The organism is Roseitranquillus sediminis, assembly GCF_016918935.1.
Classification (GTDB): Bacteria; Pseudomonadota; Alphaproteobacteria; order Rhodobacterales; family Rhodobacteraceae; genus Roseitranquillus; species Roseitranquillus sediminis.
In genome coordinates, this window is sequence record NZ_JAFFOB010000006.1 from 94,524 (window position 1) to 111,666 (window position 17,143).

Sequence of the window (17,143 nt, forward strand, 5' to 3'; positions counted from 1 at the left end):
TGCAAGTGGAGCGACTAAAGGCGCCATGGCCGTGGAGTCAGGTGACCAGATGTTGTCGGTAACGATCGTCATCCCGATGCAGAACGAGGCGGAGAACGTCGTGCCGCTGATCGACGAGATCGCGGCGGCGATGGCGGGCCGGCCGGATTGGGAGATTATCGCGGTGAACGACGGGTCGACCGACGGCACCGGCGAGGCGCTGCGCGCGGCGGCGGCACGGGTGCCCAGCCTGCGCATCCTGCGTCACGCGCAATCGGCGGGCCAGAGTGCGGCGATTCATGCCGGCGTCAGGGCGGCGCGCGCCCCGAGTGTCGCCACGCTGGACGGCGACGGTCAGAACCCGCCCGCCGACCTGCCGCGCCTGCTCGATGCGCTCGCGGCGGGGGGCGAGCGGCTTGGCCTCGTCGCCGGTCAGCGGGCCGTCCGGCGGGACAGCGTCGCCAAGCAGCGGGCCTCGCGCGTCGCCAATTCCATCCGCGCCCGAATGCTGGGGGACGGCGTCCGCGACACGGGTTGCGGCCTCAAGGCCTTTCGGCGGGACGCGTTCCTCGCGCTGCCCTACTTCGACCACATGCACCGCTTTCTCCCGGCGCTCTTCGTGCGCGACGGCTGGGAGGTGCAATTGGTCGACGTGGGTGATCGGCCGCGGCGCGCGGGTGTCTCCAAGTACACGAACCTGCAGCGCGCGCTGGTGGGCGTCACGGATATTTTCGGCGTGCTGTGGCTGATCCGCCGCCGCCGCCGGTGCGAGGCCGTCGAAGAGGTCGCGGTACGCCCGGCGGAGGCCGCCGAGTGATCGGAACATTGGCGCAATGGTTCGGTGTCAACGACGGCTTTGAGCTGGCCTGGATCGGCGTGGGGCTTGCCGGGCAGGTGCTGTTCTCGGCGCGCTTCATCGTGCAATGGATCAGCTCGGAGCGAGAGCAGCGGTCGGTGATCCCGGTCGCGTTCTGGTACCTGTCGATCGGCGGCGGCGCGACATTGCTTGCCTACGCGCTCTACCGTCGCGACCCGGTGTTCATCCTGGGTCAGGCGGCGGGGCTCTTCATCTATGCGCGCAACCTCTGGCTGATCCATGCCGAGCAGCGGCGCGCCTGACCGGCTGACGTGGTTCGGCCCGGCGCTGGCGATCGTGCTGGCGGTGACGGTCTTGCGCGTGTGGCTGCTGGCGGTGACGCCGCTCGAGCTCTTCGTGGACGAGGCGCAGTATTGGCTCTGGGGGCAGGATCCGGCTCTGGGTTACGCGTCGAAGCCGCCGCTGATCGCCTGGCTGATCGGCGCGGTGACCGCGCTGGCGCAGAGCGACGATCCGTTCTGGGTGCGCCTCCCCGCGCCGCTCCTGCACGGGACGACCGCGATACTGCTCGGCGCGGTCGCGGCCCGGCTGGTGGGCGGTGTCGCCGCCCTCTGGACGGTGGTCGCCTACCTGACGCTGCCGCTGATCGCGGTGGGCAGCCTGCTCATCTCGACCGATACGGTGATGTTCCCGTTCCTGGCGGCCGGGCTGCTGCTCTGGACATCGGCGGTGCCGGAGGACCGGCCAGGCCTAGGTGCGCTCGCCGGGGCGCTGGTCGGGATCGGGTTCCTGGCCAAGTACGCGGCGATCTATTTTGTGGGCGGCGCCCTTCTGGCGGCGGCCCTGGTACCGTGGGCGCGGCCGTCGTGGCGCCTTGCGCTGGCCGGTCTGGCTGCTTTCCTCGCCGCTGTGGCGCCGAACGTGCTTTGGAACGTCGGCAACGGCCTAGTGACGATGCAACACACGGTGGACAACATCGACTGGGCGCGTGCGCCGGCTGCGCGGCTGGGCTTCGAGTGGGACGAGCTGGGCGAGTTCACGGCGGCGCAGTTCATCGCCTTCGGGCCGGTGTTCCTGCCAATGCTGGTCGGGCTCGGCTTTCGGTGGCGCAGACTTGGGCCGGGCCTGCGTCAGCTCGTGCTTTTCTCGCTGCCGATCCTGTTGGTGGTTTGCGTGCAGGCGCTGCTCTCGGGCGCCTATGCGAACTGGGCGGCCACGGCCTATCTCGCGGGGACGGTCGCTGTCGTCATGGCGCTCTGGCCGCTGGCGCGCGGCTGGCTGGTGGCCGGGGTGGCGTTCAACGCTCTGGTGTCGCTAGCCGTCGCCACCGTCGCCGCGGTCCCGCACCGGCTGCCGGACGGGCTGCGGGAGGTCGCGGCGGATCGCTATCTCGGGCGTGTCGCGCTCAGCCGTGAGATCGTCGCCCTGGCCGAGGCGCAAGGGCTCGACGTCGTCGTCTCTGACAACCGCGATGTGCTGGCCGACCTTTTCTACACGGGCTGGGGTCTGCATCTGGACTTTCGCGCCGCGCCACCAGACGGACCGGCGCTGACGCACTACGCGCGCACCTACCCGTACGAGGGCGGCGTCGAGCCGGTGCTCTTCGTCGGCCGCAGAGCGCCCGCCTGCCTTCAAGGCGCCGAGCCTATCGCGGCCTTCTCGCCCGCCGGCTACTGGGAGGACCGGGGCCAGCGTGCCTACGTCGTGCCGGGCGACTGCTGGGCGGCCGACTGATGGCGGTGCGGCTGGCGGTCGTGTTCGCGCTGGTGCACCTCGTCTTCGCGACCTGGCCGGGGATCGACCTGTGGATCTCGGACCACTTCGCCGGCCCAGATGGCAGCTTTGGCATTGCAGACTCTGACGAGGCCGAATGGCTGCGCCACATGATCTGGAACTCCTCCATCGTCCTCGCGCTGGCGTCGCTTGTCCTCTGGCTCTCTTGGCTGACGCTCGGGCGCGCCGCGCGCGTGCCTGCACGACTCTGGGGCTGGATCGCGGCGGTCTACCTCGTCGGGCCCGGGATCCTCGTGAACCTCGTGCTTAAGGAGCACTGGGGCCGGGCGCGTCCCGATCACGTCTTCTCGGGCGAATCGCGCTTCTCGCCGCCGTTCCAGATGGTCGACGAATGCGCACGCAACTGCTCCTTCGTCTCGGGCGAGGCGTCGGCGGCGGCGACGCTGGCCATCGTCACCGGCGTCATCGCGTGGCCGCATCTCGGCCCGCGGGGGCGCCGGCGCGCCGTCTGGATCCTTGCATCCGTCGCGGTGCTCGGCTCGGCGCTGCGGGTCGTTTCGGGGCGGCATTTCACGTCGGACGTGATCTTCGCGGGCTTTCTCGTGGCGTTCGTGGCGCTGGGTCTCTACCGGCTGCTCGACATCGGCCCGGCCCGGCGCGCGCTGACTCTGCCGGCGCTGCGGCACGATCTGGGCCTGCTGCGGGCGATGGCTCGCCAGAGATGGCGGCGCCTCCTCCGCTGAACGTGTGCTTTCCAAGCGCGCGGCACGGGAGTATGAGGCCGCCCGATGTCAAAGTGCCAGCATAGCGGCCTGCCCTTCATGAAGATGCACGGGCTCGGCAACGACTTCGTCGTGATCGACGCGCGTAGCGGCGCGAAGCCGGTGACGCCGGAGCTTGCGCGCGCGCTGGGCGACAGGCACCGCGGCGTGGGCTTCGACCAGCTGGCGGTGGTGGAGGCGGCCGAAGGCGCGGACCTCGGCCTGACCTTCTGGAATGCCGACGGCTCCACCTCGTCGGCCTGCGGCAACGCGACGCGCTGCATCGCGGCGTGGGAGATGGCGCGGACGGAGCGCGCGGCGCTGACGCTGAGGACCGGGCGCGGCGTCCTGGCGGCTCGTAAAGAGGACAGGTTGATCGCAGTTAACATGGGGCTGCCGCAACTCGACTGGCGCGAGATCCCGCTAGCCGAGCGGGCAGACACGCTGCACCTGCCGATCCCGGGCGATCCGGTGGCGACGGGCATGGGTAACCCGCACTGCACCTTCTTCGTCCCCGACGCCGAGGGAGCGGACCTCACCGCCCACGGGCGCTTCGAGACGCACCCGCTCTTTCCGGAGCGCACGAACGTCCAGGTGACGCAGGTCGTGGCGCCCGACACGCTGCGGGTCCGGGTGTGGGAGCGGGGCGTCGGGCCGACGCTCGCCAGCGGCTCGTCCTCCTGCGCGGCAGTGGTCGCGGCGGCGCGCCGAGGGCTGACCGGGCGGCGGGTAACGGTCGATCTGGACGGCGGCCGCCTGGAGATTGACTGGCGCGAGGACGGCGTCTGGATGGCGGGGCCGACGGCGCATGTCTTCGACGGCGTGCTGACGGCCGAATGGCTGGAGGCGCTCTGATGGACCGCCGCGCGCCTGTTTTCTCCACGCTCGGCTGCCGCCTCAACGCCTACGAGGCGGAGGCGATGAAGGCGCTGGCCGATGCCGCCGGCGTCGAGGACGCGGTGGTGGTCAATACCTGCGCCGTGACCGCCGAGGCGGTGCGCAAGGCACGGCAGGAGATCCGGCGGCTCAGGCGCGAGAACCCGAACGCCCACCTCATCGTCACCGGCTGCGCCGCGCAGACCGAGCCCGAGACCTTCGCCGCGATGGACGAGGTCGACGCCGTGGTCGGCAACGCCGAGAAGATGCGGCCGGAGACCTGGAACGGCCTGCTGGAGCGGACCGAGCCGGTGCAAGTCGACGACATCATGTCGGTGCGCGAGACGGCGGGCCACCTGATCGACGGCTTCGGCACACGCTCCCGCGCCTACGTACAGGTGCAGAACGGCTGCGACCACCGCTGCACCTTCTGCATCATCCCCTATGGCCGCGGCAATTCGCGCAGCGTGCCGGCCGGCGTGGTGGTCGAGCAGATCCGGCGGCTGGTTGGGCGCGGCTACAACGAGGTGGTGCTGACCGGCGTCGACCTGACCTCGTGGGGCGCCGACCTTCCGGCGACGCCGCGGCTCGGCGACCTCGTGCGGCGGATCCTGCGGCTGGTGCCGGACCTGCCGCGGCTCCGGATCAGCTCGATCGATTCGATCGAGGCGGACGAGGCGCTGATGGAGTGCATTTCGATCGAGCCGCGCCTGATGCCGCACCTGCATCTGAGCCTGCAGGCAGGCGACGACATGATCCTCAAGCGGATGAAGCGCCGCCATCTCCGCGACGACGCGATCGCCTTCTGCGAGGAGGCGCGGCGGCTGAGGCCCGACATGACTTTCGGCGCCGACATCATCGCGGGGTTTCCGACCGAGACCGAGGCGATGTTCGAGAACTCGCTGAGGCTGGTGGAGGAGTGCGATCTCACCTGGCTGCACGTCTTCCCCTACTCCGCCCGGCGCGGCACGCCGGCGGCGCGGATGCCGCAGGTCGATGGCGCCTCGGTGCGCGATCGGGCGGCGCGCCTGCGGGCCGCGGGCGCTGCTTCCGTCGAGCGGCACCTCGCGGCGCAGGTCGGCCGTCGTCACCGCATCCTGATGGAGAGCCCGCACATGGGCCGGACCGAACAGTTCGCGGCGGTGCATCTCGACCGCGACGAGGCGGAGGGGCAGGTCGTGGAGGTCCGTGTCGGCCGCCACGACGGCAACGTGCTCTTCGCCTGACGCTAGCCGGCCAGCGCCTGCACCCCGGCGGCGATGACGTAGAGGCCGAGGATCGAGGAGCTCTCGAGCCCGATGCCGCCCGGTCCCGTGCGCTCCCGGAGAATGAGGCCGGCGAGCAGGATCGCTGTCATCACCGAACCAGTCGCCAGCCAGAAGTAGTCCTGCGGCTCGAGCGCGTGGAAGATCGAGCCATCGCGGTAAGCCGCGTCGGACGCGACGAGGAAGAGCGAGTCGAACGTGTTGCCCCCGATGATGCCGCCCACCGCGAGCTGCAGCGCGCCGCGCCGCACGGCGGCGACTGTGGTGACGAGCTCGGGCAGCGACGTGACGACAGCGGTCATCAGCGCACCGACGAGAGACGACGAGAGGCCGGTGCGCTCGATCACCGCGCCCGCGACCTGGGCGATGATCCAGCCGGAGACCGCGAGGGAAATCGCCAGCAGGGCGAATGCCGCCAGCGGTCCCGCGGCGCCGCGCTCCGGCTCGCTCTCGTCCTCTGGCACATCGTGGCGCGTGTCGTCGGTGTCGACCGCCTGCCACATCGGCGCCTCGCTGACACGCCGTGTCAGCCGGACGCCCACCGCGTAGACCAGGAACATCACGAGCGAGACCGGGTGGAGGCCTAGGAGCGAGACCTCGGGCGAGGTATAGGCGAGTATCGGCAGCGCCAGAAGGATGGCGAGCAGTGCGCACTGGAACAGGTTTGCGGGCTCGGCCGACGCATGCTCCAGGTTCGCCCTACGCCACGCGATGTCGGCGAGCGCCAGGAATGCCGTCTGCGCCGCGATGCCGCCGACGCCATTGGAGAAGGCCAGCGAGGCGTCGCCGCTCCAGGCGGCGCTGACCGAGACGGCGAGGCCCGAGAGCGAAGTCGCCGCACCCAGCATCAGCCCCCCGATCAGTGCCTCGCCCCATCCGGCGCGGTCTGCGATGAGGTCGGCGAGCCGCGTCATGCGGGTCGAGACGACGAACACCACCAGACCTGCTGCGCCGAAGATTCCAACGAGCGCCGGGAGCGGGAGACCGGTGAAAAGGCCGCTCATTGCGGACCAGCCGGTGCCGGGCCGCCGACGCCGCGGTCTTGGCAGCCGGCACGCCCACCGCTAGCGTCGCGCCGAGCAACAGACCCGGGAACTTCAGAGTGCAACTTCTCCATTCGCCAGCGTCTCCCTTCGTACGCAAGGCCCGTGTCACCGCGATCGAAGCCGGCATCGCCGACCGCATCGAGCTTGTGGACGTGCACACGAGCGCAGTCGCCACGCACCAGGCTGTCGCTGCGGCGAATCCCGTGGGCAAGATCCCCGCGCTGATCCGCGAGGACGGTCCGACACTCTACGACAGCCGGGTGATCTGCCGCTATCTCGACTGGCTCGCCGGCAGCCGCCTCTATCCCGAATCGCGGATCTGGGAGGTGCTGACGCTCGAGTCGCTGGCCGACGGGATGATGGACGCCGCCGTGCTCATCACCTACGAGCGCCGCTTCCGCGACGAGGGCAAGCGACACGAGGGTTGGATGCAGGGGCAGCGGGACCGGATCTCGCGCTCGCTCGACGCGCTCGCGGACCGGTGGATGAGCCATCTCGGCGGGCCGCTGACGGTGGGGCAGATCGCCGTCGCCTGCGCACTGGCCTACCTCGACTTCCGGCACGAGGACCTCGACTGGCGCGCCGGTCACGGAGCGCTCTCCGACTGGTACGAGAAATTCGCGTCGCGCGAGAGCATGATCGCGACCCGTCCGCCGTCCGGCGCCTAGCGCCGGCGCCAGGCGGAGCGCGCCCACCCGCCTGCCACCCGCAGCGGCCGTTCCATCGTGCGCAAGACGCGGCGGAGCGAGGCGACGACGCGGTCGCGGACGGGGCCCGGCCGACGCAGCGCGCGTTCCCACAGAACCGCCCAGATCGCGCCGGCGAGCACCTGCCAGATCGTGTGCTTGTCCGCCTCGATCCGCGATGCGCCGGTGAAGGCGGCGGCGAAGACGACGCCCGTCTTGATGAGCGGCGCGTCCGTCAGGCACGCGAAGACCAGAGAGGACGCTCCAAAAGCGGATGCCGACGTATGTCCGGACGGAAAGCCGAGATCACCGCCGCCGGGCCGGATGTTGATCGCGGCCTCGCCGAGCCCCTGCTTCGAGGCGTGGGTGGTGGTCCACATGCCGAGGAAGCGGAGGAGGTATTCTCCGCCCGCCCCGGTCGCCACGGCGCAGCCCAGAGCGGCGAGCGGCAGCGCGATCTGGAAGTTGTCGCCATAGCGCTCGGCTTCGCGGTCGGAGAAGACGAGGGTGAGGATCAGGACCGCGGCGACCAGCCCGTTGCGCCATCTACGGACCAGATACACCCTTTCACCCCCGGTTCCCGCTGCGACGTTTGCCCGCTGGACGCGCCATTATCAGGCGGCTAGTAAGCACTCAACCCGACCGCGGGCGCTCGCCGCGCCCGTCCTGCCCGGCTGTATCCGGGACGAAGCCAATGGAGAAGCACGTGTCGCATGCAGAAGACCATCCGGGCACACGCCGCGACTTCCTCTACTACGCAACCGCGGGCGCGGGCGTGGTGGTCACGGGGGCCGCGGTCTGGCCGTTGGTGAACCAGATGAACCCTTCGGCCGACGTGCAGGCGCTGTCGTCGATCCGCGTCGACGTGGCAGATGTGCCGCCGGGGACGCAGATCACCGTCAAGTGGCTGGGCAAGCCGGTCTTCATCCGCCGCCGGACCGAGGAGGAGATCGCGGAGGCGCGGACCGTCGACGTGTCGGCTCTGCCCGATCCGATCGCGCGCAACGCGAACCTCGACGGCGCGGTGCCGGCGACCGACGAGAACCGCGCGCTGGACGAGACGGGCGAATGGCTGGTGATGATGGGCGTCTGTACGCATCTGGGCTGCGTGCCGCTTGGCGACGGCGCGGGTGATTTCGACGGCTGGTTCTGCCCCTGCCATGGCTCGCACTACGATACGGCCGGGCGCATTCGCCGTGGTCCGGCTCCGGAGAACCTGCCGGTCCCGCTGGCGGAGTTCGCCGACGAATCCACGATCGTCCTGGGCTGAGGAGGGGACAGATGCCGGGCATTCCGCACGATCACTACGAGCCGCGCACCAGCGGTGAGAAGTGGATTCACCGCCGCCTTCCGATCGTGGCGCTGCTCTACGACACGATCATGATCCCGACGCCCCGCAACCTGAACTGGATGTGGATCTGGGGCATCGTGCTGTTCTTCACCCTGGCGCTGCAGATCGTGACCGGGATCATCCTGGTCATGCACTACACGCCGGACGTCGATCTCGCCTTCGCGTCGGTCGAGCACATCATGCGCGACGTGAACGGCGGCTTCATGCTGCGCTACCTGCACATGAACGGCGCGTCGCTGTTCTTCGTAGCGGTCTACGCGCACATCTTCCGCAACCTCTACTACGGTTCCTACAAGGAGCCGCGGGAGATCACCTGGATCATCGGCATCCTCATCTACATCCTGATGATGGCGACGGCCTTCATGGGCTACGTTCTTCCGTGGGGGCAGATGTCCTTCTGGGGCGCGACCGTCATCACCGGCCTCTTCGGCGCCATCCCGTTCGTGGGCACCTCGCTGCAGACGTGGCTGCTCGGTGGGCCGGCGGTCGACAACTACACGCTGACGCGGTTCTTCTCGCTGCACTACCTCCTGCCGTTCCTGATCTTCGGCCTCGCGCTGCTGAAGGTCTGGGCGTTCCACGCCACCGGGAACAACAACCCGAGCGGCGTCGAGGTGCGGCGCGAGTCCAAGGCGGTGGCGGCGCGCGACACGGTGCCGTTCTGGCCCTACTTCGTCATCAAGGACTTCTTCGCGCTCGCGGTGATCCTGATCGTGTTCTTCGCGGTCGTGGGCTTCATGCCGAACTACCTGGGGCACCCGGACAACTACATCGAGGCGAACCCTCTGGTGACGCCGGCGCACATCGTGCCGGAATGGTACTTCCTGCCGTTCTACGCGATTCTCCGCGCCTTCACCGGCGACGTCTGGGTCGTGATTGCCGCGAACTGGATCACAGGCGGCATCATCGATGCCAAGTTCTTCGGCGTGCTGGCGATGTTCGGCGCGATCGCGGTGATGGCGCTGGCGCCCTGGCTCGACACGTCGAGCGTGCGGTCGGGCCGCTATCGGCCGATGTTCAAGTGGTGGTTCGCCGCGCTCGTGGTCGACTTCTTCGTCCTCATGTGGTGCGGAGCAATGCCGGCCGAGGAGCCTTACGCGACGATCTCGCTGATCGGCTCGGCCTACTGGTTCTTCTACTTCCTCGTCGTCCTGCCGCTGCTTGGTGTCATGGAGAAGCCGATCGCGCAGCCGGCGACGGTCGAGGACGACTTCAACGCGCACTACCATGGCGGCGAGCATGCCAAGCCCGCCACGGCCGCGCCCAGGCCGGCCGAATGAGAAAGGACGCCGCAATGATCGCACGGATCCTGATTTCCGCAGCAGCGGCGCTGGGCGTGAGCGTCGGGGCCGCCTCGGCCGCCGAGGAAGAGGCGCATGTCACCGACTATGCCTTCTCGTTCGAGGGGCCGTTCGGCACCTACGACCAGATGCAGCTCCAGCGCGGCCTGCAGGTCTACACCGAGGTCTGCGCCTCCTGCCACGGCCTCAAGTACGTGGCCTTCCGCTCGCTGCACGACGAGGGCGGGCCGGGCTTGCCGGAGGATCAGGTGCGCGCCTACGCCGAGTTCTACGAGGTCTTCGACCCGGAACTCGACGACTTCCGCCCGGCGCGTCCGGTCGACCACTTCCCGAACTCGATGATGGAGACGGCGCCCGACCTCAGCCTCATGGCAAAGTCGCGGGCCGGGTTCCATGGCCCTTACGGCACCGGCCTCAGCCAGCTGGTGAACGGAATGGGCGGTGCGGAGTACATCGCATCGCTGCTCGTTGGCTATACCGGTGAACAGCGCGAGGAGGCGGGCGCGGTCCTCTACGAGAACACGGCCTTCCCCGGCGGCTGGATCTCGATGCCGCCGCCACTCTACGGCGACGACGTCGTCTATGCCGACGGCGCCCCGACTGACCTCGTGTCGGTGTCGAAGGACATCTCGGCGTTCCTGATGTGGACCGCGGAGCCGAAGCTCGCGGCGCGGAAGCAGGCGGGCTTTGCCGGAGTGCTGATGCTGACGGTCCTGTCGGTGCTGCTCTATCTCACCAACAAGCGGATCTGGGCGCCGGTCAAGCATCCGCGCAAGACGCCGGCCGCGTAGGCCGCGAGGCCGGGACCGCGCCGGCCGCGGTTCAGCCGAGATAGGTGCGAAGCGCCGCCGGCGGGTTCCGGAGCAGGTCCGTAGTGTTTTGCGGCGGATGCGCAACGCCGTTCGCCACCAGCACCGTCTGGGGCGCGAAGCGGCGCGCGTCGTCCGGGTCGTGCGTCACCATTAGGACGGTCGCTCCGGTTTCCGTGGCAACCTCGGACACCAGATCCAGCATCTCCACCTTCAATGCCGGTCCGAGTGCGGAGAACGGCTCGTCGAGCAACAGGATCGGCTGACGCCGCAGCAGGACGCGCGCTAACCCCACCCGGCCCTGCTGTCCGCCCGAGAGGTGAGCAGGCTTCCGTTCGCCGAGGCCACCAAGGCCGACCCGGTCGAGCGCTCGCTCCACGTTGGCGCGCTGCACCTCCGAAAGGCGCAGCCGCGGGTCAACACCGAGGGCCACGTTCTGAAACGCGGTCAGATGCGGGAACAGATTCTGATCCTGAAAGACCACGCTGACTGGTCGCACACCGGGCGCAAGGCCGTCGATCCGCTGCCTGCGCCACTCTATCTGGCCTGAGGTCAGATCGATGAAGCCTGCGACCGCCTGCAGCAGCGTCGACTTGCCGGCACCGGAGGGACCGATGACGGCGACACGAGCCCCTCGCTCAACGCCGAGGTCGGCCACGAGTTCGAAGTCCCCCAGCCGCACCTCGACCCGGTCAAAGGTCAGCATCGATCCTCCCCCCACGGTCGAAGATCCAGAAGGCCCCGAGGCTGAGCGCCAGGAGCAGGACGGCCGCAGCGGCGGCGGCGTCGCTGCGGTAGGCGCCCATCAGGTCATAGAGCTTGAGCGGAAGAGTCGCGTGCTCCGGATCGGCGAAGAGCGCGACCACGCCAAGGTCTCCCATCGACAGAGCCGCGGCGAGACCCGCGGCGAAGCCCAGCGGTCGGCGCAGCCGCGGCAGCCAGAGATGCCGCAGGCGCGCCTGGCCATGCATGTCGAGGGAACTGGCGAGGCGACCGTAGGAGCGCTCGATCTCCGCCAGCGCCGGCACGAGCGCGCGCAGCGCGAAGGGCAGGCTCATCACCGCATTGACCAGCATCGTCACCGGCAGCGCCAGATCGGCCGGTCCGGCGACGGGGAACAGCAGGAGAAAGAGCCCCGTCCCCAGCACCATGGGCGACACCGCAACGGCGAGGTAACCCGACGCTTCGATCAGCCGCGCAGGCGTCCTGCCAAGACGGAGCGTGGCCGCCGCGATCGACAGCGCGAGGATCAGCATCAGGGCGGTCGAACCGAGTGCCACCGCCACCGACCGCCCGGCTGCGAGCCAGACCGACGCGGGCAGCGTCACGATTCCGGCCGCGCCTCGCGTCACGACGAGTAAGAGCGGGGTCAGCAGGAACGCGGCGGCGAGCGCGACGAGAATGGTGTCCTGCACGCGCAGGAGCGGCGTGCGTGCATCCCACCGCGCCACCGGTGCGCCAAGTCCGGCGCCGAACGCCGCCGGCACCGCGGATCGGAGCGCGACGAGCGCCGCCGTGGCGGTCAGCGCGACCTGCGCCAGCCCCAGGAGCGCCGCGCGCCCTAGGTCGAAGTCGAAGCGGAATGCCTGGTAGATCGCGAGCTCTATAGTCGTTGCGCGCGGCCCGCCGCCGAGCGTCAGCGCCACCGCAAAGCTTGTGGTGCAAAGCAGGAAGACGACGAGCAGCGCGCCCGGGACCACCTCGCGCAGCATAGGCCGCTCCAGCAGGCGCGCGACGTCCGAGGGGCCGAAGCCCAGCGAGGCGGCAAGGCGGAACCGCTCCGCAGGGATCCCGACCCAGCCTTGAAGGATCAGCCGGACCGCCAGCGGGAGGTTAAAGAAGACGTGGGCCAGCACTACGCCGGTCAGGCCGTAGATGCGGATGCCCGGCAGGCCGATCCCGGCCAGCGCGGCGTTCACGAGGCCGTTCTGGCCGAAGACGGCCAGCAGGCCGAGGATCGCCACGATCACGGGCAGGACGAACGGCGCGCCGAGCAGCGTGATGAGCAGCCTGCGGCCTGGAAAGCGCCGCCGCGCCAACGCGCGCGCGACCGGGATCGCGAGGCCGACGCTAAGCACGGCCGAAAGGACCGCCTGAAGCACGGTAAACCGGATCGCGGCCCAGTCGGCGGGACCAAATTGCGCCGCAGCCTCGGCCCGGAGCGCAACGGCGACGAGCGTCGCCGCCACCAGAGCCGCCACCAGCGTGGCCGCGGCCACACCCGGCAGGGCGGTGCGGCTCATGCGCGGCGTCCGGCGGGCGTCAGCGGCTGAGCGCGAGGAGCCATTCGTCGAGCGCCGCCTCTCGCGCCGCGGCCGCCTCGTCCGGCGGGTAGAGCAGAGCCCGGTCGGGCTGGATCAGATCGCCGAAGCCCTCCGGCAGCCCGTCCTGCGGCACCACCGCCGGGTACATCCAGTTGGTGGTCGGGATCACCGACTGCGCCGCGTCCGAGAGCATGAAGGCGAGGAAGTCGCGCGCGAGCTCGGGCTGATCCGTGGAGGCGACGATGCCACCGACCTCGATCTGGAGGTAGTGGCCTTCCTCAAAGGCGGCGGCGGCGAAGCCGTCGTCCTCCTCGGCGATGGCGTGGTAGGCGGGCGAGGTCGTGTAGGAGAGGACCATGTCGGCCTCGCCCTCGAGGAAGAGGTTGTAGGCCTCCGACCAGCCGGCGGTGACGGTGACGATGTTGTCGGCGAGCGCGGACCAGAAGGCTCCGGCCTCGTCGCCGTAGGCTGCCTCGACCCAGAGCAGGAGGCCGAGGCCGGGGGTCGAGGAGCGCGGGTCCTGGATCAGGACCGAGACGTCGCTCTCGGCCAGTTCGCGAAAGCTCTCCGGCGGGTTAAGCTCGTTGCGGTGGACGAACGCGAAGTAGCTCCAGTCGAACGGCAGGAAGATGTCGTCCTCCCACTCGACCGGCAGGTCGAGCTCGGGGTCCAGGCCGTGCGGCGCGAAGAGGCCTGTGTCCGCCGCCGCGGCGGTCAGGTTGGTGTCGAGGCCGAGCACGACGTCCGCCTCCGTCCGCTCGCCCTCCAGCCGCAGCCGTGCGAGCAGGGCGGCCCCATCACCGGCCCCGACGAAGCGCAGCTCGCAGGCGCACTCGGCCTCGAACGCCGCCTCGATCGCGGGACCGGGGCCCCATTCGGTGACGAAGCTGTCGTAGGTGTAGACCGTGACCACGGGAGCATCCTGCGCCGAGGCTCCGGTCGCCGCGAAAAGCCCTGCTGCGAGGAGTTGAAATTTCATGCGCATCGCTCCTTTCGGCCGGAAGAAGGACAGGAGCTGACCTTCCCTCCGCCGGTTCTAGCCGGTTCAGGTTCGACGGGTTCGCCGTGCGGCATCTCAGCCCGCCAAAGGGGCACCCCGAGGTGGACCGGAGCGTAGTGGCTGGTTCGCCGGGGGCAAGGGCAATCCGCGCACGGCCACTTGAGGGGCGAGACGCGCAGGTCTAGACCGGCAGGCATGAGCCTCAACACCTTCGGTCACCTCTTCCGCGTCACCACATGGGGCGAAAGCCACGGGCCCGCGCTCGGCGCCACGGTCGATGGGTGTCCGCCCGGCATTGCGATCGACGAGGCGGCGATCCAGGTGTGGCTCGACCGGCGCAAGCCAGGCCAAAGCCGCTACACCACCCAGCGGCGTGAGGCGGACGAGGTCGAGATCCTGTCGGGGGTCTTTGATGGGCGCACCACCGGAACGCCGATCCAGCTGATGATCCGCAATACCGACCAGCGGTCGAAGGACTACGGCGACATCGCCGAGAAGTTCCGTCCGGGCCACGCGGACATCACCTACTGGCAGAAGTACGGGATCCGCGACTATCGCGGTGGGGGGCGGTCGAGCGCGCGCGAGACGGCGGCGCGGGTCGCGGCCGGGGGTGTGGCGCGGGCGGCGCTGGCGGCGCTGCTGCCGGAGCTGAGGATCACCGGCTACATGGTGGCGATGGGGCCGCACGCCATCGATCGCACGCGCTTCGACGCCGACGAGATCGGCCGCAATCCGTTCTGGTCGCCCGACGCCGAGGCCGCCGAGGCCTGGGCGGATTATCTCGACGAGCTGAGGAAATCCGGCGACTCGGTCGGCGCGCTGGTCGAGGTCACGGTGGCGGGATGCCCTCCCGGCCTCGGCGCGCCGGTCTACGGCAAGCTCGATACCGATCTGGCCGCCGCGATGATGTCGATCAATGCCGTCAAGGGGGTGGAGATCGGCGAAGGGATGGCCGCGGCCACTCTGACCGGCAGCCGGAACGCCGACGAGATTGCCATGGGGCCGAACGGACCGATCTTTGCCTCGAACCACGCGGGCGGCATCCTCGGCGGCATCTCCACGGGGCAGGACATCGTGGTGCGGTTCGCAGTCAAGCCGACCTCGTCGATCCTGACGCCGCGCCGGACCATCACGCGCTCGGGCGAGGAGACGGAAATCGTCACGAAGGGCCGGCACGATCCCTGCGTCGGCATCCGCGCGGTCCCGGTGGCCGAGGCGATGGCGGCATGCGTCGTGCTGGACCACCTGCTCCTCGACCGCGCTCAGACCGGCGGCTGCCGCGGTCCAGTCGGATCGGCCTAGGCGATCAGCACGTTCACCGAGAGGTCGGAGAGCCAACGGTCCACGACTGCCGTCTCGGCGGCGTCGAGCGCCTGCGCCCGCGGGTAGCGGGGCGTGCCGCGGTCATCCAGCACGGGCGCATCCCAACCGTCGGTCGTGGTGACAAAGCGCGCCACTCCGGCCACGCCGAATTCGCGCAGATAGCCCTGCAGCACGACGTCGAGATAGCTGAGCAGGATCGGGCTCTGCGGTCCCGGCGCCTCGTGCGCGCCGGGCGGGATGGCGTAGATGGCCGTCTCCAGTACGCCTCCGAGGCTGTGGGTGAGGCTCGCGAACGGCACGCGGTCGTAGGCCGCCTCGCGCGCGTCGAGCGCCACCCAGTCGGCACCGGGGACGGCGGCGATCAGCCCGTCGATCTCGGTCTCCGGGTCGGGGAGCACGGTCAGGAACGCCGCCGGGCGCAGCGGCGTCCGGCGCCAGACGCGGCGCCAGCCCTGCGCCCTGGCAGGCGCGGCGCCAGCAAAGGTGTGGGTGGCGCGGTTCACGAGGCTGCCGTAGCCGAAGAAGAAGGGGTCGGACATGGCGCACCTCTGAACCCGCGCTTCGCGTCGCGCAAGACCTTGCCGAGCCGCCGGCTCTGGCCTAGCGTCAGGGCTCCGCGCAGGGAGAATCCGGGGCAAGCCCGGTGCCGAAGGAGCAAGCGCCCCGGCAAACTCTCAGGCAAACGGACCTGCGCGGGCAAGGAACTCTGGAGAGTGGCGCGAGACGCCCGCCGAAGGGATAGCGATCTCAGGCGAAGGGACAGAGGGGGCACCAGGGCGGCGGTCTGCCGCCGGAGGTGCCGCGCCTGCGGCCGAGGGAGGGCCGATGGCCGACACGAAGCGGACCCCGCTGCACGGACTTCACGAGGAACTGGGCGCGCGGATGACGCCCTTCGCAGGCTGGGAAATGCCGCTGCAATTTGCGGGCGTCATGTCCGAGCACCTGCACACGCGGGCCGCAGCGTCGCTCTTCGACGTGAGTCACATGGGGCAAGTGGTCCTGCGCGCAACTGACGTGGCGGCGGCGCTGGAGCGGCTGACACCTGCGGCCGTCATCGGCCTGCCCGAAGGGCGGCAGCGCTACGCGCTCTTCACCGACGAGAACGGCGGGATCATCGACGACCTGATGGTCGCGAACCGGGGCGACCACCTGTTTCTCGTCGTCAACGCATCGCGGGTGGACGTCGACCTGGCGCACATGCGTGAAAACCTGCCCGAGCTGGAGGTCGAGCACCTGACGGATCGCGCACTGATCGCACTGCAGGGGCCGGGCGCCGAGCGCGCGCTGGCACGGATCGCGCCTGAGGTGGCGGGGATGCGTTTCATGGACGCGGCCGTCGTGCCGATGTCGGGCGGCGAGCTCTGGGTCTCACGCTCGGGCTACACGGGCGAGGACGGCTACGAGATCAGCGTTCCCGCGGCGGAGGCCGAGGGGCTGGCGCGCTCCCTCCTCGCGATGGACGAGGTCGAGCCGGCGGGCCTCGGCGCGAGGGACTCGCTGCGCCTCGAGGCCGGGCTCTGCCTGCATGGCCAAGACATCGACGAGACAACCACGCCGATCGAGGCCGATCTCGCCTGGTCCATCCAGAAGGCGCGGCGGCGCGGCGGCGACCGGGCCGGCGGCTTTCCGGGCGCCGAGCGCATCCTCGACGAACTGGAGAACGGCCCTGCGCGCCGGCGGGTCGGGCTGCTTCCGGACGGCCGCGCACCGATGCGCGCCGGCACCGCCCTCTACGACGGCGATGTGCGCGTGGGGGAGGTGACGTCAGGCGCCTACGGCCCATCTATCGGGCGGCCGATGTCTATGGGATATGTCGACGCCAACCGCTCTGCACCCGGCACCGCCCTCACCGGCGAGGTTCGGGGCAAGCGGCTGCCGGCGACCGTGACCGAGCTACCTTTCCGCCCCGCCACCTACAAGCGCTGAGAGAG

18 protein-coding genes and 2 riboswitches are annotated in these 17,143 nt (G+C 69.9%); of the genes, 12 read left to right on the forward strand and 6 right to left on the reverse strand.

Annotation, left to right across the window (positions count from 1 at the left end; all coding sequences use genetic code 11):
- Nucleotides 1-49 precede the first annotated feature (49 nt).
- Genes JM664_RS03180 through mtaB form a run of 6 tightly spaced genes read left to right on the forward strand, consistent with a single transcriptional unit; the run spans nucleotide 50 to nucleotide 5,393 of the window.
- The gene (locus JM664_RS03180; protein ID WP_227418454.1) at nucleotides 50-796 is read left to right on the forward strand and encodes a glycosyltransferase family 2 protein; all 747 of its coding nucleotides are present in this window, start codon (nucleotides 50-52) and stop codon (nucleotides 794-796) included.
- The gene (locus tag JM664_RS03185; protein ID WP_227418455.1) at nucleotides 793-1,098 is read left to right on the forward strand and encodes a lipid-A-disaccharide synthase N-terminal domain-containing protein; all 306 of its coding nucleotides are present in this window, start codon (nucleotides 793-795) and stop codon (nucleotides 1,096-1,098) included. Before JM664_RS03180 ends, JM664_RS03185 begins: the two co-directional genes overlap by 4 nt.
- Nucleotides 1,076-2,530, forward strand: a complete 1,455-nt coding sequence (locus JM664_RS03190; protein ID WP_227418456.1) for an ArnT family glycosyltransferase — start codon at nucleotides 1,076-1,078, stop codon at nucleotides 2,528-2,530. The genes JM664_RS03185 and JM664_RS03190 overlap by 23 nt, the downstream gene beginning before the upstream one ends.
- A complete protein-coding gene (locus JM664_RS03195; RefSeq protein WP_227418457.1) occupies nucleotides 2,530-3,273 on the forward strand; it encodes a phosphatase PAP2 family protein in 744 nt (247 codons plus the stop codon). Before JM664_RS03190 ends, JM664_RS03195 begins: the two co-directional genes overlap by 1 nt.
- Before the next feature lie 45 nt (nucleotides 3,274-3,318).
- Entirely contained in the window at nucleotides 3,319-4,146 is an 828-nt protein-coding gene (gene dapF / locus JM664_RS03200) for a diaminopimelate epimerase (protein ID WP_227418458.1), read from the forward strand.
- The gene (mtaB, locus tag JM664_RS03205; RefSeq protein WP_227418459.1) at nucleotides 4,146-5,393 is read left to right on the forward strand and encodes a tRNA (N(6)-L-threonylcarbamoyladenosine(37)-C(2))-methylthiotransferase MtaB; all 1,248 of its coding nucleotides are present in this window, start codon (nucleotides 4,146-4,148) and stop codon (nucleotides 5,391-5,393) included. Before dapF ends, mtaB begins: the two co-directional genes overlap by 1 nt.
- A gap of 2 nt (nucleotides 5,394-5,395) precedes the next feature.
- Here mtaB and JM664_RS03210 read toward each other — a convergent pair whose 3' ends face one another.
- Nucleotides 5,396-6,436, reverse strand: coding sequence for a sodium:calcium antiporter (locus JM664_RS03210; protein WP_227418460.1), 1,041 nt, complete (start codon nucleotides 6,434-6,436; stop codon nucleotides 5,396-5,398).
- Nucleotides 6,437-6,534: 98 nt separating this feature from the next.
- Between JM664_RS03210 and JM664_RS03215 the strand changes: the two genes are divergently transcribed.
- Nucleotides 6,535-7,146: a glutathione S-transferase gene (locus JM664_RS03215; RefSeq protein WP_227418461.1), complete on the forward strand. Its 612-nt coding sequence runs from the start codon at nucleotides 6,535-6,537 to the stop codon at nucleotides 7,144-7,146.
- On the opposite strand, the gene JM664_RS03220 is transcribed toward JM664_RS03215, so the two are convergent.
- Nucleotides 7,143-7,727: a phosphatase PAP2 family protein gene (locus JM664_RS03220; RefSeq protein WP_227418462.1), complete on the reverse strand. Its 585-nt coding sequence runs from the start codon at nucleotides 7,725-7,727 to the stop codon at nucleotides 7,143-7,145. The two genes, JM664_RS03215 and JM664_RS03220, sit on opposite strands and share 4 nt — an antisense overlap.
- A 143-nt stretch (nucleotides 7,728-7,870) precedes the next feature.
- Here JM664_RS03220 and petA point away from each other — a divergent pair, with 143 nt between their 5' ends.
- Genes petA through JM664_RS03235 form a run of 3 tightly spaced genes read left to right on the forward strand, consistent with a single transcriptional unit; the run spans nucleotide 7,871 to nucleotide 10,607 of the window.
- Nucleotides 7,871-8,434: a ubiquinol-cytochrome c reductase iron-sulfur subunit gene (petA, locus tag JM664_RS03225; RefSeq protein ID WP_227418463.1), complete on the forward strand. Its 564-nt coding sequence runs from the start codon at nucleotides 7,871-7,873 to the stop codon at nucleotides 8,432-8,434.
- A gap of 11 nt (nucleotides 8,435-8,445) precedes the next feature.
- On the forward strand, nucleotides 8,446-9,795 hold the full coding sequence (petB, locus tag JM664_RS03230; protein WP_227418464.1) for a cytochrome b: 1,350 nt from the start codon (nucleotides 8,446-8,448) through the stop codon (nucleotides 9,793-9,795).
- A gap of 14 nt (nucleotides 9,796-9,809) precedes the next feature.
- Entirely contained in the window at nucleotides 9,810-10,607 is a 798-nt protein-coding gene (locus JM664_RS03235) for a cytochrome c1 (protein ID WP_227418465.1), read from the forward strand.
- A 31-nt stretch (nucleotides 10,608-10,638) separates the two neighbouring features.
- Here the strand turns inward: JM664_RS03235 and JM664_RS03240 are convergent, their stop codons facing one another.
- From JM664_RS03240 to thiB, 3 genes are read right to left on the reverse strand one after another with little or no spacing between them, the layout of a single operon-like run.
- Nucleotides 10,639-11,331 carry a thiamine ABC transporter ATP-binding protein gene (locus JM664_RS03240; protein ID WP_227418466.1) on the reverse strand — a complete coding sequence of 231 codons (693 nt, stop codon included), beginning with the start codon at nucleotides 11,329-11,331 and terminating at the stop codon, nucleotides 10,639-10,641.
- Complete coding sequence (locus JM664_RS03245) at nucleotides 11,318-12,868, reverse strand: ABC transporter permease family protein (RefSeq protein WP_227418467.1); 1,551 nt, start codon at nucleotides 12,866-12,868, stop codon at nucleotides 11,318-11,320. Before JM664_RS03245 ends, JM664_RS03240 begins: the two co-directional genes overlap by 14 nt.
- 19 nt (nucleotides 12,869-12,887) lie before the next feature.
- A complete protein-coding gene (gene thiB, locus JM664_RS03250) occupies nucleotides 12,888-13,868 on the reverse strand; it encodes a thiamine ABC transporter substrate binding subunit (protein WP_227418468.1) in 981 nt (326 codons plus the stop codon).
- Nucleotides 13,869-13,894: 26 nt separating this feature from the next.
- Nucleotides 13,895-13,998, reverse strand: a riboswitch (TPP riboswitch).
- Between the two features lie 86 nt (nucleotides 13,999-14,084).
- Here thiB and aroC point away from each other — a divergent pair.
- Nucleotides 14,085-15,191 carry a chorismate synthase gene (aroC, locus tag JM664_RS03255; protein ID WP_227418469.1) on the forward strand — a complete coding sequence of 369 codons (1,107 nt, stop codon included), beginning with the start codon at nucleotides 14,085-14,087 and terminating at the stop codon, nucleotides 15,189-15,191.
- Here the strand turns inward: aroC and JM664_RS03260 are convergent.
- The gene (locus JM664_RS03260; RefSeq protein ID WP_227418470.1) at nucleotides 15,188-15,751 is read right to left on the reverse strand and encodes a gamma-glutamylcyclotransferase family protein; all 564 of its coding nucleotides are present in this window, start codon (nucleotides 15,749-15,751) and stop codon (nucleotides 15,188-15,190) included. The two genes, aroC and JM664_RS03260, sit on opposite strands and share 4 nt — an antisense overlap.
- A 71-nt stretch (nucleotides 15,752-15,822) precedes the next feature.
- Nucleotides 15,823-15,912, forward strand: a riboswitch (glycine riboswitch).
- A gap of 125 nt (nucleotides 15,913-16,037) precedes the next feature.
- Between JM664_RS03260 and gcvT the strand changes: the two genes are divergently transcribed.
- Nucleotides 16,038-17,138, forward strand: coding sequence for a glycine cleavage system aminomethyltransferase GcvT (gene gcvT, locus JM664_RS03265; RefSeq protein ID WP_227418471.1), 1,101 nt, complete (start codon nucleotides 16,038-16,040; stop codon nucleotides 17,136-17,138).
- Nucleotides 17,139-17,143 lie beyond the last annotated feature (5 nt).